We start from the raw sequence: 15,927 nt of genomic DNA on the forward strand, positions 1-15,927 counted from the left end.
ACAAGATCAAGTGACCAGCAGACGACGGGCTTTCAGAGCCTCCGCGGTGATCGTGGCGCTGGCCGCCACCGCCGCGACGGCCTCGGCCTTCACGACGGCCCAGGCCGACAACCGCCCCACCAACGGCATCGAGCGCCACGACCCGGCGCCCGGCGCGCACGACGCGGGGCACGGGGCCCCCGGGCACGACCACGCCGCCCAGGTCGACCACGACCTCGACGGCCCGTTCAGCAAGCAGCAGGCCCAACAGCGCGAGGCGGCGCTGGAGCAGGTGCTGGCCGGCGACCTCAAGGTGGAGCGCAGGGGTGCCTCCAAGGTCGTCAAGCTCGACGACAAGAAGTACGTCGAGCTGGGCCGCGAGAAGACCGACAAGATCTTCACGATCCTGGTCGAGTTCGGCGACAAGGTCGACAACACCACGCTCATCGACCGCGCGGACGACGGCGACGACCACACGCTCAAGCCGAAGTTCGGCGGCACGCCCGGCCCGCTGCACAACCGGATAGCCGAGCCGGACCGTACGAAGGACAATTCGACGGCCTGGCAGAAGGACTACAACCAGCAGCACTTCCAGGACCTGTACTTCGGCACCGGCAAGGACAAGAAGACCGGTCAGCAGAAGCAGTCCCTGAAGACCTACTACGAGAAGACCTCCTCGGGCCGCTACTCGGTCGACGGCGAGGTCTCCGACTGGGTCAAGGTCGAGTACAACGAGGCCCGCTACGGCTCGAACTACTGTGGCAGCAGCAACTGCTCCAACGTGTGGGACGCCGTCCGCGACGGTGTGACCGCGTGGACCGCCCAGCAAAAGGCGGCGGGCAAGACCGACGCCGAGATCAAGGCGCAGCTCGCCCAGTACGACCAGTGGGACCGCTACGACTTCGACGCCGACGGCAACTTCAACGAGGCCGACGGCTACATCGACCACTTCCAGATCGTCCACGCCGGCGAGGACGAGTCCGCGGGCGGCGGCGCCCAGGGCGGCGACGCGCTGTGGGCCCACCGCTGGTACGCGTACGGCACCGACGCCGGCAAGACCGGCCCGGCGCACAACAAGGCCGGCGGTACGCAGATCGGCGACACCGGCATCTGGGTCGGCGACTACACGATGCAGCCGGAGAACGGCGGCCTCGGCGTCTTCGCCCACGAGTACGGCCACGACCTGGGCCTGCCGGACCTGTACGACACCTCCGGCCGGCCGGGCGCCGAGAACTCGACCGGCTTCTGGTCCCTGATGTCGTCCGGCTCTTGGCTCGGCACCGGCAAGAACGAGATCGGCGACCTGCCGGGCGACATGACCGCCTGGGACAAGCTCCAGCTCGGCTGGCTCAACTACGAGAAGGCCAAGGCGGCGACCGCCTCCAAGCACACCCTCGGGGTCGCGGAGTACAACACCAAGAACCCGCAGGCCCTCGTCGTCGAGCTGCCGAAGAAGAAGGTCACCACCCCGGTCGTGAAGCCCGCCGAGGGCTCCAGGCAGTGGTGGAGCGACATGGGTGACGACCTCAAGAACACCCTCACCCGCTCCGTCGACCTCACCGGCAAGACCAAGGCCGAGCTGACGCTCGACGGCTGGTGGGACATCGAGAAGGACTACGACTACCTCTACACCGAGGTGTCGACCGACGGCGGCAAGAACTGGACCGCCCTGGCGGGCACGGCCGACGGCAAGGCCATCCCGGCCGACGCGAGCGGCGCCCCGGCGCTGACGGACGTCTCCGGCTCGTGGCAGAAGCTGGTGTACCCGCTCGACGCGTACGCGGGGAAGAAGGTCGACCTCCGCTTCCGCTACCAGACCGACGGCGGCGCGGGCGGCAAGGGCTTCACGGCCGACGCCATCACCCTGACCGCGGACGGCGCGGCGGTCTTCTCGGACAACGCCGAGGGCGACGACAACGGCTGGACCGCCAAGGGCTTCTCCCGGATCGGTGAGTCCTTCACCAACGAGTACGACCAGTACTACATCGCCGAGAACCGCCAGTACGTCTCGTACGACAAGACCCTCGAGGTCGGCCCGTACAACTTCGGCTTCGCGGCGCCGATGGACAGCTGGGTGGAGCACTACCCGTACCAGACCGGCCTGCTGGTCTGGCAGTGGGACACCTCCCAGAAGGACAACAACACCGCCGTCCACCCGGGCCAGGGCCTGATCCTGCCGGTCGACGCGCACGCCACGCCGGTGAAGTGGGCCGACGGCACGCTGATGCGCAACCGCATCCAGTCCTACGACTCGCCCTTCAGCCTCTACCGGACGAACGGCCTCACCCTGCACAAGGCGGGTGTCGCGGCCACGATCGCGTCCCAGCCGGGTGTCCCGGTCTTCGACGACCGCAAGGGCGTCTACTGGTACGAGTCGAACCCGCGTGCGGGCGTCAAGGTAACTGACACCAACACCAAGATCGCGATCGTCAAGCAGCCGAAGAACGGCCGGACGATCACGGTCCAGGTCGGCCCGTCGACGAAGTAGTCCGCATCGTCGCAGGTCAGAGCATGATCGGCCGTCGCCCTCTAGCGGGCGGCGGCCGATTCTGTTTAGGTGCGTGGTGACCCATTCTTATTGACACACCATCTCACGGGGGAGTGGTTCAGCATGCCCGGTGGAGGTTTCACCAAGTTGCCCGGCGGCAAGGTCGTGGTCGCGCTCAGCCTGCCGAGCCCGGTCGGCGACGGCTCCACGGTCCGCGTCCTGGTCCACGCCGCCAACCGCGCCCGCGCCCTGACCCGGCTGCGGAACCTGGGGCTCCGCGCGGTCTACCTGCGCGGCAACACCCACCCGCCCACCCCGGACGAGATCACCGCGGTGCTCCACCACCCCGACGGCCTGCTGTGGCGCACGGTCCCCGAATCCCACACCGAGCTCTGGCACCCCATCCGCGCCCTGCTGCCCCAATCCCGCGCCTGGGGCGCCCCCAGAGGCGCGTCGTAGGGCACCGGCCCTTCGGCCCGGCCCCGTAGCGCCCGTAGCACCCGCAGCGCCCGTACGCCCCTGGCCCGCCGCCCGGCGCGCAGGACCCCGCCCGAGCGGCGCCGGTTCAGCGTCCGGCCGGTGGGGCCCGGCCTGGGCGTCCGGCCCGCAGGGGCCCCGGCCGAGCGGCGCTGGTTCAGCGTCCGGCCGGTTCGGCCCGACAAGCGCCCCGCCGCGGGCTCCGCGGGGGAGGATGTCGGGTTCAGACGCCTCCGGCGCGGGTTTCGACGACCGGCTTGCCGGTCAGCTCGACGCCCGCGTCCCGGAGCTCCTTCAGGGCCCGCTCCGTGGTCTCCGCCGCAACGCCGGCCGTCAGGTCCAGCAGCACCTGGGTACGGAACCCCTCATGGGCCGCGTCCAGGGCGGTGGCGCGTACGCAGTGGTCGGTGGCGATGCCCACCACGTCCACCTCCGTCACCTGCCGCTCCCGCAGCCAGTCGGCCAGCCGGACGTCGTTCTCGTCGGTCCCCTCGAAGCCGCTGTACGCCGCCGCGTACGCGCCCTTGTCGAACACCGCGTCGACGGCGCCCGAGGCGACCGTCGGCGCGAAGTTCGGGTGGAAGCCCACCCCCTCCGTACCGGCCACGCAGTGCCGCGGCCAGGAGTGGACGTAATCGGGCCGCTCCGAGAAGTGGTCGCCCGGGTCGACGTGGTGGTCACGGGTGGCCACCACGTGCTGGTAGACGGCCCCGGCGGCCTCGCCGACCAGGTCCGTGATGGCGGCGGCGACATCCGCGCCCCCCGCCACCGCGAGGCTGCCGCCTTCGCAGAAGTCGTTCTGTACGTCGACGACGATCAGTGCGCGGTGCATGGCGGGTGTCCTTCGGTGGGGGAGAGGTCGGTGGGACGTTCGCGCGTGGTTCCGGGGGATGGGATCGAGCCTAGAGACTTACCCGGCCCGGCGGGAGGGGGCACCTCCGCCGCCGCCCACGTCTCAGACGTACTCGGTCGGGATCACGGCCTCGCCCCGCGACAGCTGGATCGCCGACATCGGCAGCCCCGCCAGCGCAGCCATGTGCCGCTCGCGCGCCGCGTCCAGCGGCTCACGGGCCACGATCTCGCCGCCCTTGACGAGCTCCACCAGCAGCTGCCGGTCCGCGAGCTCCACCGGCACCGGCCCGGTGCCGACGACCTCCGCCTCGGCCACCCCGTCCGCGTCCACGCGCCGGGCCGCCCACTTGCGGCCACCGACGGACATCTTGCCGCCCAGCGACTTCTTCGCCACCGAGCGCAACGGCGCCTTCGGGTCGGCGGACTCGGCGCGGGCGACCAGCTTGTAGACCATCGAGCAGGTCGGGTGACCGCTGCCGGTCACCAGCTGCGTCCCCACCCCGTACGCGTCGACCGGCGCCGCCGCCAGCGACGCGATCGCGTACTCGTCCAGGTCGGAGGTGACGACGATCTTCGTGTCGCGCGCCCCCAGCTCGTCCAGCTGCTGGCGCACCCGGTGCGCCACCAGCAGCAGGTCACCGGAGTCGATGCGCACCGCGCCCAGCTCCATACCCGCGATCTCCACGGCGGTACGCACCGCCTCGGCCACGTCGTAGGTGTCGACGAGCAGCGTCGTACCCCGGCCCAGGGAGTCCACCTGCGCCCGGAAGGCGTCCCGCTCGGTGTCGTGGAGGAGGGTGAACGCGTGCGCGGACGTGCCGACCGTCGGGATGCCGTAGCGGAAGCCCGCCGCCAGGTCGGAGGTGGACGAGAAGCCGCCCACGTACGCGGCGCGGGCCGCGGCGACCGCGGACAGCTCGTGGGTGCGCCGGGCGCCCATCTCGATCAGCCGCCGCTCGCCGGCCGCGGCGGACATCCGGGAGGCGGCGGCCGCGATCGCCGAGTCGTGGTTGAGGATCGACAGGATCACGGTCTCCAGCAGCACGCACTCGGCGAAGGAGCCCTCGACCCGCAGGATCGGCGAGCCGGGGAAGTACACCTCGCCCTCGGGGTAGCCCCAGATGTCGCCGCCGAAGCGGTAGTCCGCGAGCCAGGCGAGCGTCGGCTCGTCGACGATGCCGCGCTCGCGGAGGAAGCCGAGGACGCCGGCGTCGAAGCGGAAGTTCTCCACGGCGTCCAGCACGCGGCCGGTGCCGGCCACGACGCCGTACCGCCGCCCCTCGGGCAGCCGCCGGGTGAACACCTCGAAGACCGACCGCCGGTCGGCCGTGCCGCCCCGCAGTGCCGCCTGGAGCATCGTCAGCTCGTACTGGTCGGTGAAGAGCGCGGTAGACGGCACGTCCACCGGCAGCCCAAGATCCGCAGCATTCATACGACGATGCTACCCCCGAATACTCGTCAGAGTGACGATTTCAGAGGCGCCCTGTTCGCGCCCCGTTTGTGCGACCCCCCACCCTGAGTGGCAGCATGGGCTAGGTGAGTGTTGCTCCCGCAGAGATCGAACGCACCGAAGCGGCCGAAGAGGGTTTCGCCGTCACCGAACCCGACGTGCCCTGGGTGACGATCGTCCACAACGACCCGGTCAACCTCATGAGCTACGTCACCTACGTCTTCCAGGCGTACTTCGGCTACTCCAAGGACAAGGCGCACAAGCTGATGCTGGACGTGCACCACAAGGGCCGGGCCGTCGTCTCCAGCGGTACCCGCGAGGAGATGGAACGGGACGTGCAGGCCATGCACGGCTACGGGCTGTGGGCGACCCTCTCCCAGGACCGCACCTGATGAGCGGGCACTTCGAGGCGCTGCCCGGCGGCGGCGCGGCCGTCCCGCTCGACGAGGTCGAGATCTCCATCCTCCGCTCCCTGGCCGTCCAGCTCCTGGAGCTGATCGGCCCCGGCGAGGTGCCGCCCAAGGGCGAGGACCCGCTCGCCGAGCTGTTCCGCGCGGGCCCCACCGAGCCGCCGGCCGACCCGGCGCTGGCCCGCCTCTTCCCCAACGCGTACGAGGACGGCGACGAGGAGCTGCGCGCCGCGTCCGCCGAGTTCCGCCGCTACACCGAGAACGACCTGCGCGCCCGCAAGCGCGAGGACGCCCTCACCGTCGTACGCAGCCTGGACACCCTGAGCGTGGCGGGCGAGGGCGGCGCGGTGCTGAAGCTGACGGCCGACGAGGCGCGCCACTGGCTCGGCGCGCTCAACGACCTGCGGCTGACCATCGGCACCCGGCTGGACGTCAGGGACGACGACGAGAACGAGGCGCTGTACCGGCTGCCGGACTCCGACCCGCGCAAGCCGATGGTCATGGCGTACCTGTGGCTGGGGGCGCTCCAGGAGACGCTCGTCGAGACCCTCATGTGACGTTCGTTCGTTCAGCGGACCCTAAAATCCGGATAACGATCCGGTCACCACCCCGGCCCCCTTTATGGGCCGGGGTGACCCTTGTCCGGTTTTTCCTGTGCCGGGAGTCACAGAGGTCCGTCTCGATCATTGATGCGGCCGTGATAAATCTTCTCGAATCGCCCGGGGACGCCACCCCTGTGCCCGGGTGCGCTTCGGCCGGCAGACCGTCGGTGGCACTCCATCCATATCCGGGGGGATCAGGACCTGATCCGCAGTCACGCGCAGTCCAGTGCGAACGACGCGGATCGGCGTGGAGAAAGGCGCAGCAACCATGACCTCAGTGCGGGTCGACCAGCAGCACGACGGCAGTGGGGCCGCGGGGGCCGCATCCGGCGAGGGCGAGGGCTATCAGCGGGGCCTCGGAGCCCGTCAGATCCAGATGATCGCGATCGGCGGAGCCATCGGCACCGGGCTCTTCCTCGGCGCCGGCAAGGCCATCTCCAAGGCCGGACCGAGCCTCATCCTGGCGTACGCCATCGCCGGTCTCGTCATCTTCTTCATCATGCGGGCGCTGGGCGAACTGCTCATGTACCGCCCCGTCTCGGGCTCCTTCTCCGAGTACGCCCGTGAGTTCATCGGCCCCTTCGCGGGCTTCGTCACCGGCTGGACGTACTGGCTCTTCTGGGTCGTCACCGGCATCACCGAAGTCACCGCGGCCGCCACCTACATGACGTACTGGTGGAACATCCCGCAGTGGGTGTCCGCCCTCGTCTTCACGGTCATCCTGTACGGCGCGAACCTCATCTCCGTGAAGCTCTTCGGCGAGCTGGAGTTCTGGTTCTCGATGATCAAGGTCACCGCCATCATCGGCATGATCCTGATCTGCGCCGGCATCCTCACCATCGGCTTCTCCGACGCCGCCGACACCGCGTCCATGACCATGCTCTGGTCCGAGGGCGGCTTCTTCCCCAAGGGCATCGGCGGCACGCTGATGACCCTGCAGATCGTGATGTTCGCCTTCCTCGCGGTCGAGCTGGTCGGCGTCACCGCCGGCGAGTCCAAGGACCCGAAGGTCACCCTGCCCAAGGCGATCAACACCGTCCCGTGGCGCATCGCCGTCTTCTACGTCGGCGCGCTGATCATGATCCTGTCGGTCGTGCCGTGGACGCACTTCCAGCCGGGTGTCTCGCCGTTCGTCGCCGCCTTCGAGAAGATGGGCCTCGGCATCGGCGCCGCCATCGTGAACTTCGTGGTGCTGACCGCCGCCCTGTCGTCCTGCAACTCGGGCATGTACTCCACCGGCCGCATGCTGCGCGACCTCGCGCTCAACGGCCAGGGCCCGAAGGTCTTCACCAAGCTGACGAAGTCCGGCACCCCGCTGCTCGGCACCACCTTCTCGGCGGCGCTGATGCTGGTCGGCGTCTGGATCAACTACGTCGCCCCCGGCAAGGCCTTCGAGTACGTCGTCTCCTTCGCGACCATCTCCGGCATGTGGGCCTGGATCATGATCCTCGTCTCGCAGATCCGCTACCGGGCCGCCGTCGGCCGCGGTAAGGTGCCGGAGTCGGAGTTCAAGGCCCCGGGCGCGCCGTTCACCAGCTGGTTCGCGCTGCTGTTCATCGGCATGGTCCTCGTGATGATGGGCATCGACGAGGGCGCGCGGGTCTCGCTGTACTGCGCCCCGTTCTGGGCCCTGCTGCTCTGGGTCTCCTACCTGGTCCTCAAGGCCCGGAACCCGGAGAACGCCTCGTTCAAGCGGTAGCCCACCCCCGGTTGTCCCAGCATGTGGGCCCGCCCGTACCAACCCTCGGTACGGGCGGGCCCGTCTGCTTATCCTGATGCGCATGCTGACCATCACACGGGCTCTGTACGACCAGATCGTCGCGCACGCGCGCGAGGACCACCCGGACGAGGCCTGCGGCGTGGTCGCGGGCCCGGCGGGCTCCGGGCGCCCCGAGCGCTTCATCCCGATGCTCAACGCCGCCCGCTCGCCCACGTTCTACGAGTTCGACTCGGGCGACCTGCTGAAGCTGTACCGCGAGATGGACGACCGCGACGAGGAACCGGTCGTCATCTACCACTCGCACACCGCGACCGAGGCGTACCCCTCCCGTACGGACGTCTCGTACGCCAACGAGCCCGGCGCGCACTACGTGCTCGTCTCGACGGCGGACACGGACGGCGCCGGACCGTTCCAGTTCCGGTCCTACCGGATCGTGGACGGCGAGATCACGGAGGAAGAGGTCGAGGTCGTCGACGCGTACTGAGTGGCGCTTCTCGCATGGTGGGCGGAAATCGTCCGCCATGTGAGATCACACTCCGGATGTCCGACCGGGAATCGATACGATGAGCGCATGGTTTTCCTCGACGTGAGCGAACAGACGCCGGGCACCGTGCTGCTCGTGGCGCGGCTGCACGTCGACCTGTGCCGCCTCGCCAGCGCGATGTGTCCGCGCTGTGCCGCCGCCTGAGCGCGACGCCCTCTGTACCGCCTGCACCCCTGTACCGCCCGCACCCGCTGTATCGCCGCCGTACCGTCGCGCGCATCCGTCCTGTGCGCGCCCTTCTCTTCCTTTCCTTCCGACAGGAGCCCACGCCATGGCCATCGAGGTCCGCATCCCGACCATCCTCCGCACCCACACCGGCGGCGCCAAGGCCGTCGAGGGCAGCGGGGACACCCTCGCCGACCTCTTCGCCGACCTCGAGAGCCGGTACGCCGGCATCCAGGAGCGCGTCGTCGAGGGCGGCGAGCTGCGCCGCTTCGTGAACGTCTACCTGAACGACGAGGACGTCCGCTTCCTGCAGGGCATCAACACCAAGCTGTCGGACGGCGACAACGTGACGATCCTGCCGGCCGTCGCCGGCGGCATGCGCTGATGCGCTACGACAGCCCGCTCGACGCGGTGGGCAACACCCCGCTGGTCCGCCTGCCGCGCCTGTCCCCTTCGGACGAGGTGCGCATCTGGGCCAAGCTGGAGGACCGCAACCCGACCGGCTCGATCAAGGACCGCCCGGCCCTGCACATGATCGAACAGGCCGAGAAGGACGGCCGGCTCACGCCCGGCTGCACGATCCTCGAGCCCACCAGCGGCAACACGGGCATCTCGCTCGCGATGGCGGCCCGGCTCAAGGGCTACCGCATCGTGTGCGTGATGCCCGAGAACACCTCCCAGGAGCGGCGCGACCTGCTCACCATGTGGGGCGCCGAGATCATCTCGTCCCCGGCGGCGGGCGGTTCCAACACAGCGGTACGGGTCGCCAAGGAGCTCGCCGCGGAGCACCCCGACTGGGTGATGCTGTACCAGTACGGCAACCCGGGCAACGCGGGCGCCCACTACGCGACGACGGGCCCGGAGATCCTGGCCGACCTGCCGTCGATCACGCACTTCGTGGCGGGGCTGGGGACGACGGGGACGCTGATGGGCGTCGGCCGCTTCCTGCGCGAGCACAAGCCCGACGTGAAGATCGTCGCCGCCGAGCCGCGCTACGACGACCTGGTGTACGGGCTGCGGAACCTCGACGAGGGCTTCGTCCCCGAGCTGTACGACGCGTCCGTGCTGACCACCCGCTTCTCGGTCGGCTCGGCCGACGCGGTGACCCGGACGAGGGAGCTGCTCCAGCAGGAGGGCATCTTCGCGGGCGTCTCCACGGGGGCGGCGCTGCACGCGGCGATCGGTGTCGGGAAGAAGGCGGTCAAGGCGGGCGAGAGCGCGGACATCGTGTTCGTCGTCGCCGACGGCGGCTGGAAGTACCTCTCGACGGGCGTCTACACGGCCCCGACGACCGAAGCGGCCATCGAAACCCTCCAGGGCCAACTCTGGGCCTGACGGTGCGCGCGCTGCGCCGGCGGCGGGGCGGTTGCCTGGGCTCCGCCCACCGCTGACAGCGCGCACGCCCCCCGCGGGCGCCCCCGCCGGGGCGGCGCCCCCGTTGTGGCTGGGGCTCTCCCCCGTTGTGGGCAGGCGTCCGGCGCCCGCCACCCCGTGGCGGGCAGTCGTCCGGCGCCCGCCACCCCGTTGTGGGCAGTCGCCCCGATGGGGCGATGGGGGTCCCCCCTGCTCGAGCGAAGCCGAGAGCTTGGGGGAGGGTGGGCACAACGGGACCGGGGCGGTGCCCCTGCGGCGGCTCCACCCGGGGCGGTGACCGTTCCCGGTTCGCTCCGGTGCCGTGCGGCCCGGTGGCCTGCCGGGGGGTGGGGGGCGTGGCCCCCCCGGCCGTCCGCCTGGTGCGGGCCGCCTACGCCGACAGGTGGCGCACCTGGTCCCAGACCAGGGGGTCCACCCGGCTCGCGCGGCGGCGGAAGCGGCCGAGCGGGACGTCGCGGAGCTCGTCCGGCTCCAGAAAGCTCGGGCGGCCCCGCGCGTCGCCCACCGCGTCGGGGCGCAGGGCGATCACACCCGGCCGTTCGTCCCGGTAGCGGCTGGTGATCTTCGCGACGAGCGCCGTGTCGCCGCGTACCGCGAGGACCAGGCACGGGCGGTCCTTGGAGCCGGGGCCGTCCTCGTAGGGGACGTCCGCCCACCAGATCTCGCCCGGCCGGGGCCGCCGGGCCGGTGCCTTCCCGGGCCGCGCGGGCGGGCGCGTACGGCCACCCGGACGTCGGCCACGGCCCGTCGCGTCGGACACCGCCGCGACCAGTGCGATCACCACGACGGCGCCGAGCGCCAGCCACCAGGACGTGTCCATGGCCAGGACGCTACCCGCCCGAACCGGTGACAGCGCGGGTGAGTTCGACCACAAGGGGCCACTGCGAAGGAGCGACCCGGCCCGCCGCGCCTTACGCTCGGTAAACCGCACGACCTCCCCTGTCAGCGCCTGCCCGGCTCCCGTCCTCGGAGGTTCACGCTCCATGAAGCTCACCGTCGTCGGCTGCTCGGGGTCGTTCCCGTCCGCGGAATCGGCCTGTTCGAGCTACCTCGTAGAGGCCGACGGCTTCCGGCTGCTCCTCGACATGGGCAACGGCGCCCTGGGCGAGCTGCAGCGCCACATCGGTCTGTACGACCTGGACGCGATCTTCCTCAGTCACCTGCACGCCGATCACTGCATCGACATGTGCGGCTACTTCGTCGCGCGCTACTACCGCCACGAGGGCGGCCGCTGCCCCGCCATCCCGGTGTACGCGCCGGACGGCGCCGAGCAGCGGCTGACGACGGCGTACGCGGACACGCCGTCCGACAAGTCGATGAGCGAGGTGTTCGACTTCCACACGCTCAAGCCGGGCTCGTTCGAGATCGGCCCCTTCCGGGTGCGTACGGAGAAGGTCTGCCACCCGGTCGAGGCGTACGGGATCCGGGTGGAGCACGGTGGGAAGTCCCTCGTGTACTCGGGTGACACGGGCGTGTGCGACGAGCTGGACACGCTGGCGGCGGGGACGGACCTGTTCCTGTGCGAGGCGTCGTTCACGTACGGCAAGGAGGACATCCCCGGGCTGCACCTGAACGGCCGGGAGGCGGGCGCGCACGCGGCCCGCGCGGGTGCGGGACGGCTGGTGCTCACGCACATCCCGCCGTGGACGGACGGCGAGCGGAACCTGGCGGACGCGCGGGAGGTGTACGACGGCCCGTCGGAGCTGGCGTACGCGGGCGCGGTGTACGAGGTCTGATACGGGGAAGGCCCCGGAACCTGGTGGTTCCGGGGCCTTCGGCGTCGGGGCTCACGCCTTGGTGAGGTCCTCGAGCTCCTCGTCCGGCTCGCGGCCGGGGGTGGGGAGGTTGAACTTGGTGATGGCGAACCGGAAGAGCGCGTAGTAGATCACCGCGAACACCAGACCGATCGGAACGATCATCCAGGGCTTCGTCGCGAGGTTCCAGCCGAGCGCGTAGTCGATCAGGCCGGCGGAGAAGGTGAAGCCGGCATGGACACCGAGGGCCCAGGTGACGGCCATCGAGACGGCGGTCAGCAGCGCGTGGATCGCGTAGAGGACCGGCGCGATGAACATGAAGGAGAACTCGATCGGCTCCGTGACGCCGGTGACGAACGAGGTCAGCGCCAGCGAGATCATCATGCCGGTGACGGCCTTGCGGCGCTCCGGGCGGGCGGAGTGCGCGATCGCGAGGGCCGCGGCCGGGAGGCCGAACATCATGATGGGGAAGAAGCCGGACATGAACATACCGGCGCTCGGGTCGCCCGCGAAGAAGCGGTTCAGGTCACCGTGGACCACCTCGCCGGCGGCGTTGGTGAAGTCACCGATCTGGAACCAGGAGACGGTGTTCACGAACTGGTGCATGCCGACCGGGATCAGCGCACGGTTGATCAGACCGAACAGGCCGGCACCGGCGGCACCGAGACCCGTCATCCACTCGCCGAAGGAGCTGATGCCATTGCCGATCGGCTCCCAGACCAGACCGAAGACGACGCCCACGAGGGTGCCGACGAAAGCCATGATGATCGGGACGAGCCGGCGGCCGTTGAAGAAGCCGAGCCAGTCGACCAGCTTGGTCCGGTGGAACTTCTGCCACAGCACCGCGGCCAGCAGGCCCATGATGATGCCGCCGAGGACACCGGGGTTGTTGTACTTCGCCGGGGTGTCCTCGCCCGCCTTGATGACCGCCTCGGCGACCGGGAAGGCCTTCAGGACGTTGCTGTAGACGAGGAAGCCGACCAGGGCGGCGAGTGCGGTGGAGCCGTCCGCCTTCTTGGCGAAGCCGATCGCCACGCCGATGCAGAAGAGCATCGGCAGGTTGTCGAACACGGCGCCGCCGGCGGTGGCGAAGACGGACGCGACCTTGTCCCAGCCCAGGCCGTCCTTGCCGAACACGTCGGGCTGGCCGAAGCGGAGCAGCAGGCCGGCGGCGGGCAGCACGGCGATCGGCAACTGCAGGCTGCGCCCGACCTTCTGCAGCCCCTGGAACAGGCCGGAGCCCCACTTCTTGGTGGGCGCCGCCTTGGCGGTGTCCGTACTCATACTTCCTCCAGTAGGCAAGGCGCCGCCCGGGGACAGGGAAAAACGGGGGACGGCAGCGTCTTGGGAACGCGGCACCGGAAGGCCGCGTGGTCTACACCAATAGTGGTGTAGACCAGTTTTAGCATGGTGAGGGTTAGATAAGGAACCTGCAAATTCGTGACGCGTTCCGCACAGCGCGTACGCATGCCGAAAGGGCCCCCGACCGGTGCTGGTCAGGGGCCCTTTGGCGGCCGCTACGGCTTGGTGACGTCCGTCTCCGCTTCCTCCGGCTCGCGGCCGGGCGTCGGAATGTCGAACTTGGTGATCGCGAAACGGAAGATCACGTAGTACACCACCGCGAAGGCGAGACCGATCGGAATGATCAGCCACGGTTTCGTCGCCAGCCCCCAGTTGATGACGTAGTCGATCAGGCCCGCGGAGAAGCTGAACCCGTCCTTGACGCCCAGCGCCCAGGACACCGCCATCGAGACACCGGTCAGCAGGGCGTGGACGACGTACAGCACAGGAGCGACGAAGAGGAACGAGTACTCGATCGGCTCGGTGATGCCGGTGACGAACGACGTGAGGCCCACCGAGAGCATCAGGCCACCGACCTCCTTGCGGCGGTGCGGCTTGGCGCAGTGCGTGATGGCCAGCGCGGCGGCCGGCAGCGCGAACATCATGATCGGGAAGAAGCCGGTGGTGAACTGGCCCGCGTCCGGGTCGCCCGCCAGGAACATGCTGATGTCGCCGTGCACCACCGTGCCGTCCGGCTTGGTGTACGTGCCGAACTGGAACCAGATGGGCACGTTCAGGAACTGGTGCAGACCGATCACCAGCAGCGCGCGGTTCGCCACACCGAAGATGCCCGAGCCCCAGGCGCCCAGGCCCACCAGCCAGTCGCTGAAGTCCTCCAGCCCTTCGCCGATCGGCGGCCAGATCCACAGGCACAGCGCCGCGAAGGCGATCGCGACGAACGACATGATGATCGGGACCAGCCGGCGGCCGTTGAAGAAGCCCAGCCAGTCCACCAGCTTGGTGCGGTGGAACCGCTGCCAGAAGTAGGCCGTGAGCAGACCCATGACGATGCCGCCGAAGACACCCGGATTCTGGTACGTGTACGCCACGAAGGTGTCGTCCGCGCCCAGGCACCCGCCGTTGACGTCGGTGGTGCCCGCCGGGCAGTCCTTGGGGAAGGCCCGCAGCACCCCCCGGTAGACCAGGAAGCCCGCCACCGCGGCGAGAGCGGTGGAACCGTCCGCCTTCTTGGCCATGCCGATCGCGACGCCGACGCAGAAGAGGAGAGGCAGGCCCAGATCCGCGTCGAGCAGAGCACCGCCCGCGCCCGCCATCACCTTGGCGACGTTGTCCCAGCCCGCGCCGTCGGTGCCGAAGACATCGGGCTGCCCCAGGCGGTTGAGGATGCCCGCCGCGGGCAGGACCGCGATGGGCAGCTGGAGGCTGCGGCCCATCTTCTGCAGCCCCTGGAAGGCACCGGTCCACCGCTTCTGCTTCGGTGCGGCCGCGCTGTCCGAGCTCATCGGCGTCCTCCCTGAAGACTGGTGTAGACCAGTTGCGATATCGTAGGCGCTGGTGATCGTCATCCTTCGGTACAACCGGGTAATGCGCCCGCGAAGATGGGCCAACCGTGCGTTACCGTGACGAAAGACCTAGGTGGGCCGAGCAGCGCTCAGTGCTCCGAACCGGCTCGTGAACGCAGGGAGAAAGACATGGCCAGCAAGGCTGAGAAAATCGTCGCCGGGCTCGGCGGCATCGACAACATCGAAGAGGTCGAGGGCTGCATCACCCGCCTGCGGACAGAGGTCAACGACCCCGGCCTGGTCGACGAAGCCGCGCTCAAGGCCGCCGGCGCCCACGGCGTCGTCAAGATGGGCACCGCGATCCAGGTCGTCATCGGCACCGACGCCGACCCCATCGCCGCGGAGATCGAAGACATGATGTGAGCCGACCACTCACTCGTCAGGGGCCCGTTCCGGTACCGGAACGGGCCCCTTGCGTTCGTACGACTAGGCTCATCACATGTCTCGAATCGACGGCCGCACCCCCGAACAGCTCCGCCCCGTCACCATCGAACGCGGATGGAGCAAGCACGCCGAGGGCTCCGTCCTCATCTCCTTCGGCGACACCAAGGTCTTCTGCACCGCCTCCGTCACCGAAGGCGTCCCGCGCTGGCGCAAGGGCAGCGGCGAAGGCTGGGTCACCGCCGAGTACTCGATGCTGCCGCGCTCCACCAACACCCGCGGCGATCGCGAATCCGTACGCGGCAAGATCGGCGGCCGTACGCACGAGATCAGCCGCCTGATCGGCCGCTCCCTGCGCGCCGTCATCGACTACAAGGCCCTCGGCGAGAACACCATCGTCCTGGACTGCGACGTCCTCCAGGCCGACGGCGGCACCCGCACCGCCGCCATCACCGGCGCGTACGTCGCCCTCGCCGACGCCGTCGCCTGGGCGCAGGGCAAGAAACTCGTCAAGGCCGGCCGCAAGCCGCTGACCGGCACCGTCGCCGCCGTCTCCGTCGGCATCGTCGACGGCACGCCGCTGCTGGACCTCTGTTACGAGGAGGACGTGCGCGCCGAAACCGACATGAACGTCGTCTGCACCGGAGACGGCCGCTTCGTCGAGGTCCAGGGCACCGCCGAAGCCGAGCCCTTCGACCGCAAGGAACTCAACGCCCTCCTCGACCTCGCCACCGGCGGCTGCGCCGACCTCGCCGCCCTCCAGCGCGACGCCCTCGACATCACCCTCTAGCAACCGCGGACGCCCCCGCGGGCGTCCCTACCAGCACGGGCGTACGGGCCGAACCGTACGCCCGTCCGCAGCCCTCG

General features: G+C 69.8%; 17 protein-coding genes. 12 read left to right on the forward strand and 5 right to left on the reverse strand.

Annotation, left to right across the window (positions count from 1 at the left end; all coding sequences use genetic code 11):
* Positions 1–10 precede the first annotated feature (10 nt).
* Positions 11–2,467: an immune inhibitor A domain-containing protein gene (locus tag AMK26_RS00590; protein ID WP_073750647.1), complete on the forward strand. Its 2,457-nt coding sequence runs from the start codon at positions 11–13 to the stop codon at positions 2,465–2,467.
* Between the two features lie 123 nt (positions 2,468–2,590).
* Positions 2,591–2,926 carry a hypothetical protein gene (locus AMK26_RS00595; protein ID WP_073750649.1) on the forward strand — a complete coding sequence of 112 codons (336 nt, stop codon included), beginning with the start codon at positions 2,591–2,593 and terminating at the stop codon, positions 2,924–2,926.
* A gap of 241 nt (positions 2,927–3,167) precedes the next feature.
* Here the strand turns inward: AMK26_RS00595 and AMK26_RS00600 are convergent, their stop codons facing one another.
* Both AMK26_RS00600 and AMK26_RS00605 read right to left on the reverse strand, forming a co-directional pair.
* Complete coding sequence (locus tag AMK26_RS00600; RefSeq protein WP_073750651.1) at positions 3,168–3,776, reverse strand: isochorismatase family protein; 609 nt, start codon at positions 3,774–3,776, stop codon at positions 3,168–3,170.
* 123 nt (positions 3,777–3,899) lie between these two features.
* Complete coding sequence (locus AMK26_RS00605) at positions 3,900–5,228, reverse strand: nicotinate phosphoribosyltransferase (RefSeq protein ID WP_073750653.1); 1,329 nt, start codon at positions 5,226–5,228, stop codon at positions 3,900–3,902.
* A 104-nt stretch (positions 5,229–5,332) separates the two neighbouring features.
* Here AMK26_RS00605 and clpS point away from each other — a divergent pair, with 104 nt between their 5' ends.
* From clpS to AMK26_RS00640, 7 genes are all read left to right on the forward strand, one after another.
* Entirely contained in the window at positions 5,333–5,638 is a 306-nt protein-coding gene (gene clpS / locus AMK26_RS00610) for an ATP-dependent Clp protease adapter ClpS (RefSeq protein ID WP_073750655.1), read from the forward strand.
* A complete protein-coding gene (locus AMK26_RS00615) occupies positions 5,638–6,213 on the forward strand; it encodes a DUF2017 domain-containing protein (protein ID WP_073750657.1) in 576 nt (191 codons plus the stop codon). Before clpS ends, AMK26_RS00615 begins: the two co-directional genes overlap by 1 nt.
* Before the next feature lie 313 nt (positions 6,214–6,526).
* The gene (locus tag AMK26_RS00620) at positions 6,527–7,957 is read left to right on the forward strand and encodes an amino acid permease (RefSeq protein WP_073750659.1); all 1,431 of its coding nucleotides are present in this window, start codon (positions 6,527–6,529) and stop codon (positions 7,955–7,957) included.
* A gap of 82 nt (positions 7,958–8,039) precedes the next feature.
* A complete protein-coding gene (locus AMK26_RS00625) occupies positions 8,040–8,462 on the forward strand; it encodes a Mov34/MPN/PAD-1 family protein (RefSeq protein ID WP_073750661.1) in 423 nt (140 codons plus the stop codon).
* An 87-nt stretch (positions 8,463–8,549) separates the two neighbouring features.
* The gene (locus tag AMK26_RS38505; RefSeq protein WP_338015559.1) at positions 8,550–8,666 is read left to right on the forward strand and encodes a putative leader peptide; all 117 of its coding nucleotides are present in this window, start codon (positions 8,550–8,552) and stop codon (positions 8,664–8,666) included.
* A gap of 127 nt (positions 8,667–8,793) precedes the next feature.
* Positions 8,794–9,072 carry a MoaD family protein gene (locus AMK26_RS00635; RefSeq protein ID WP_073750665.1) on the forward strand — a complete coding sequence of 93 codons (279 nt, stop codon included), beginning with the start codon at positions 8,794–8,796 and terminating at the stop codon, positions 9,070–9,072.
* Entirely contained in the window at positions 9,072–10,022 is a 951-nt protein-coding gene (locus tag AMK26_RS00640) for a PLP-dependent cysteine synthase family protein (protein WP_073750667.1), read from the forward strand. The genes AMK26_RS00635 and AMK26_RS00640 overlap by 1 nt, the downstream gene beginning before the upstream one ends.
* A gap of 409 nt (positions 10,023–10,431) precedes the next feature.
* Here the strand turns inward: AMK26_RS00640 and AMK26_RS00645 are convergent, their stop codons facing one another.
* Entirely contained in the window at positions 10,432–10,881 is a 450-nt protein-coding gene (locus AMK26_RS00645; RefSeq protein WP_073750669.1) for a type II toxin-antitoxin system PemK/MazF family toxin, read from the reverse strand.
* A gap of 163 nt (positions 10,882–11,044) precedes the next feature.
* On the opposite strand from AMK26_RS00645, the gene AMK26_RS00650 reads away from it, so the two are divergent.
* Complete coding sequence (locus AMK26_RS00650) at positions 11,045–11,797, forward strand: MBL fold metallo-hydrolase (protein ID WP_073750671.1); 753 nt, start codon at positions 11,045–11,047, stop codon at positions 11,795–11,797.
* 51 nt (positions 11,798–11,848) lie between these two features.
* Here the strand turns inward: AMK26_RS00650 and AMK26_RS00655 are convergent, their stop codons facing one another.
* Complete coding sequence (locus AMK26_RS00655) at positions 11,849–13,099, reverse strand: PTS transporter subunit EIIC (RefSeq protein ID WP_073750672.1); 1,251 nt, start codon at positions 13,097–13,099, stop codon at positions 11,849–11,851.
* A 233-nt stretch (positions 13,100–13,332) separates the two neighbouring features.
* Complete coding sequence (locus AMK26_RS00660) at positions 13,333–14,619, reverse strand: PTS transporter subunit EIIC (RefSeq protein WP_073750674.1); 1,287 nt, start codon at positions 14,617–14,619, stop codon at positions 13,333–13,335.
* Between the two features lie 96 nt (positions 14,620–14,715).
* Here AMK26_RS00660 and AMK26_RS00665 point away from each other — a divergent pair, with 96 nt between their 5' ends.
* Positions 14,716–15,042, forward strand: coding sequence for a PTS glucose/sucrose transporter subunit IIB (locus tag AMK26_RS00665; protein WP_274536103.1), 327 nt, complete (start codon positions 14,716–14,718; stop codon positions 15,040–15,042).
* Positions 15,043–15,118: 76 nt separating this feature from the next.
* Positions 15,119–15,850 carry a ribonuclease PH gene (rph, locus tag AMK26_RS00670; protein WP_073750690.1) on the forward strand — a complete coding sequence of 244 codons (732 nt, stop codon included), beginning with the start codon at positions 15,119–15,121 and terminating at the stop codon, positions 15,848–15,850.
* The last annotated feature ends 77 nt before the right edge of the window (positions 15,851–15,927 follow it).

Source organism: Streptomyces sp. CB03234, assembly GCF_001905885.1.
Lineage (GTDB): Bacteria > Actinomycetota > Actinomycetes > Streptomycetales > Streptomycetaceae > Streptomyces.

Excerpts from the sequence above, each read along its gene's own strand:
- AMK26_RS00595 (WP_073750649.1), top strand. The coding sequence starts at position 2,591 with ATGCCCGGTGGAGGTTTCACCAAGTTGCCCGGCGGCAAGGTCGTGGTC.
- AMK26_RS00600 (WP_073750651.1), bottom strand. The coding sequence starts at position 3,776 with ATGCACCGCGCACTGATCGTCGTCGACGTACAGAACGACTTCTGCGAA.
- AMK26_RS00605 (WP_073750653.1), bottom strand. The coding sequence starts at position 5,228 with ATGAATGCTGCGGATCTTGGGCTGCCGGTGGACGTGCCGTCTACCGCG.
- AMK26_RS00615 (WP_073750657.1), top strand. The coding sequence starts at position 5,638 with ATGAGCGGGCACTTCGAGGCGCTGCCCGGCGGCGGCGCGGCCGTCCCG.
- AMK26_RS00620 (WP_073750659.1), top strand. The coding sequence starts at position 6,527 with ATGACCTCAGTGCGGGTCGACCAGCAGCACGACGGCAGTGGGGCCGCG.
- AMK26_RS00625 (WP_073750661.1), top strand. The coding sequence starts at position 8,040 with ATGCTGACCATCACACGGGCTCTGTACGACCAGATCGTCGCGCACGCG.
- AMK26_RS38505 (WP_338015559.1), top strand. The coding sequence starts at position 8,550 with ATGGTTTTCCTCGACGTGAGCGAACAGACGCCGGGCACCGTGCTGCTC.
- AMK26_RS00635 (WP_073750665.1), top strand. The coding sequence starts at position 8,794 with ATGGCCATCGAGGTCCGCATCCCGACCATCCTCCGCACCCACACCGGC.
- AMK26_RS00640 (WP_073750667.1), top strand. The coding sequence starts at position 9,072 with ATGCGCTACGACAGCCCGCTCGACGCGGTGGGCAACACCCCGCTGGTC.
- AMK26_RS00645 (WP_073750669.1), bottom strand. The coding sequence starts at position 10,881 with ATGGACACGTCCTGGTGGCTGGCGCTCGGCGCCGTCGTGGTGATCGCA.
- AMK26_RS00650 (WP_073750671.1), top strand. The coding sequence starts at position 11,045 with ATGAAGCTCACCGTCGTCGGCTGCTCGGGGTCGTTCCCGTCCGCGGAA.
- AMK26_RS00655 (WP_073750672.1), bottom strand. The coding sequence starts at position 13,099 with ATGAGTACGGACACCGCCAAGGCGGCGCCCACCAAGAAGTGGGGCTCC.
- AMK26_RS00660 (WP_073750674.1), bottom strand. The coding sequence starts at position 14,619 with ATGAGCTCGGACAGCGCGGCCGCACCGAAGCAGAAGCGGTGGACCGGT.
- AMK26_RS00665 (WP_274536103.1), top strand. The coding sequence starts at position 14,716 with ATGGGCCAACCGTGCGTTACCGTGACGAAAGACCTAGGTGGGCCGAGC.
- rph (WP_073750690.1), top strand. The coding sequence starts at position 15,119 with ATGTCTCGAATCGACGGCCGCACCCCCGAACAGCTCCGCCCCGTCACC.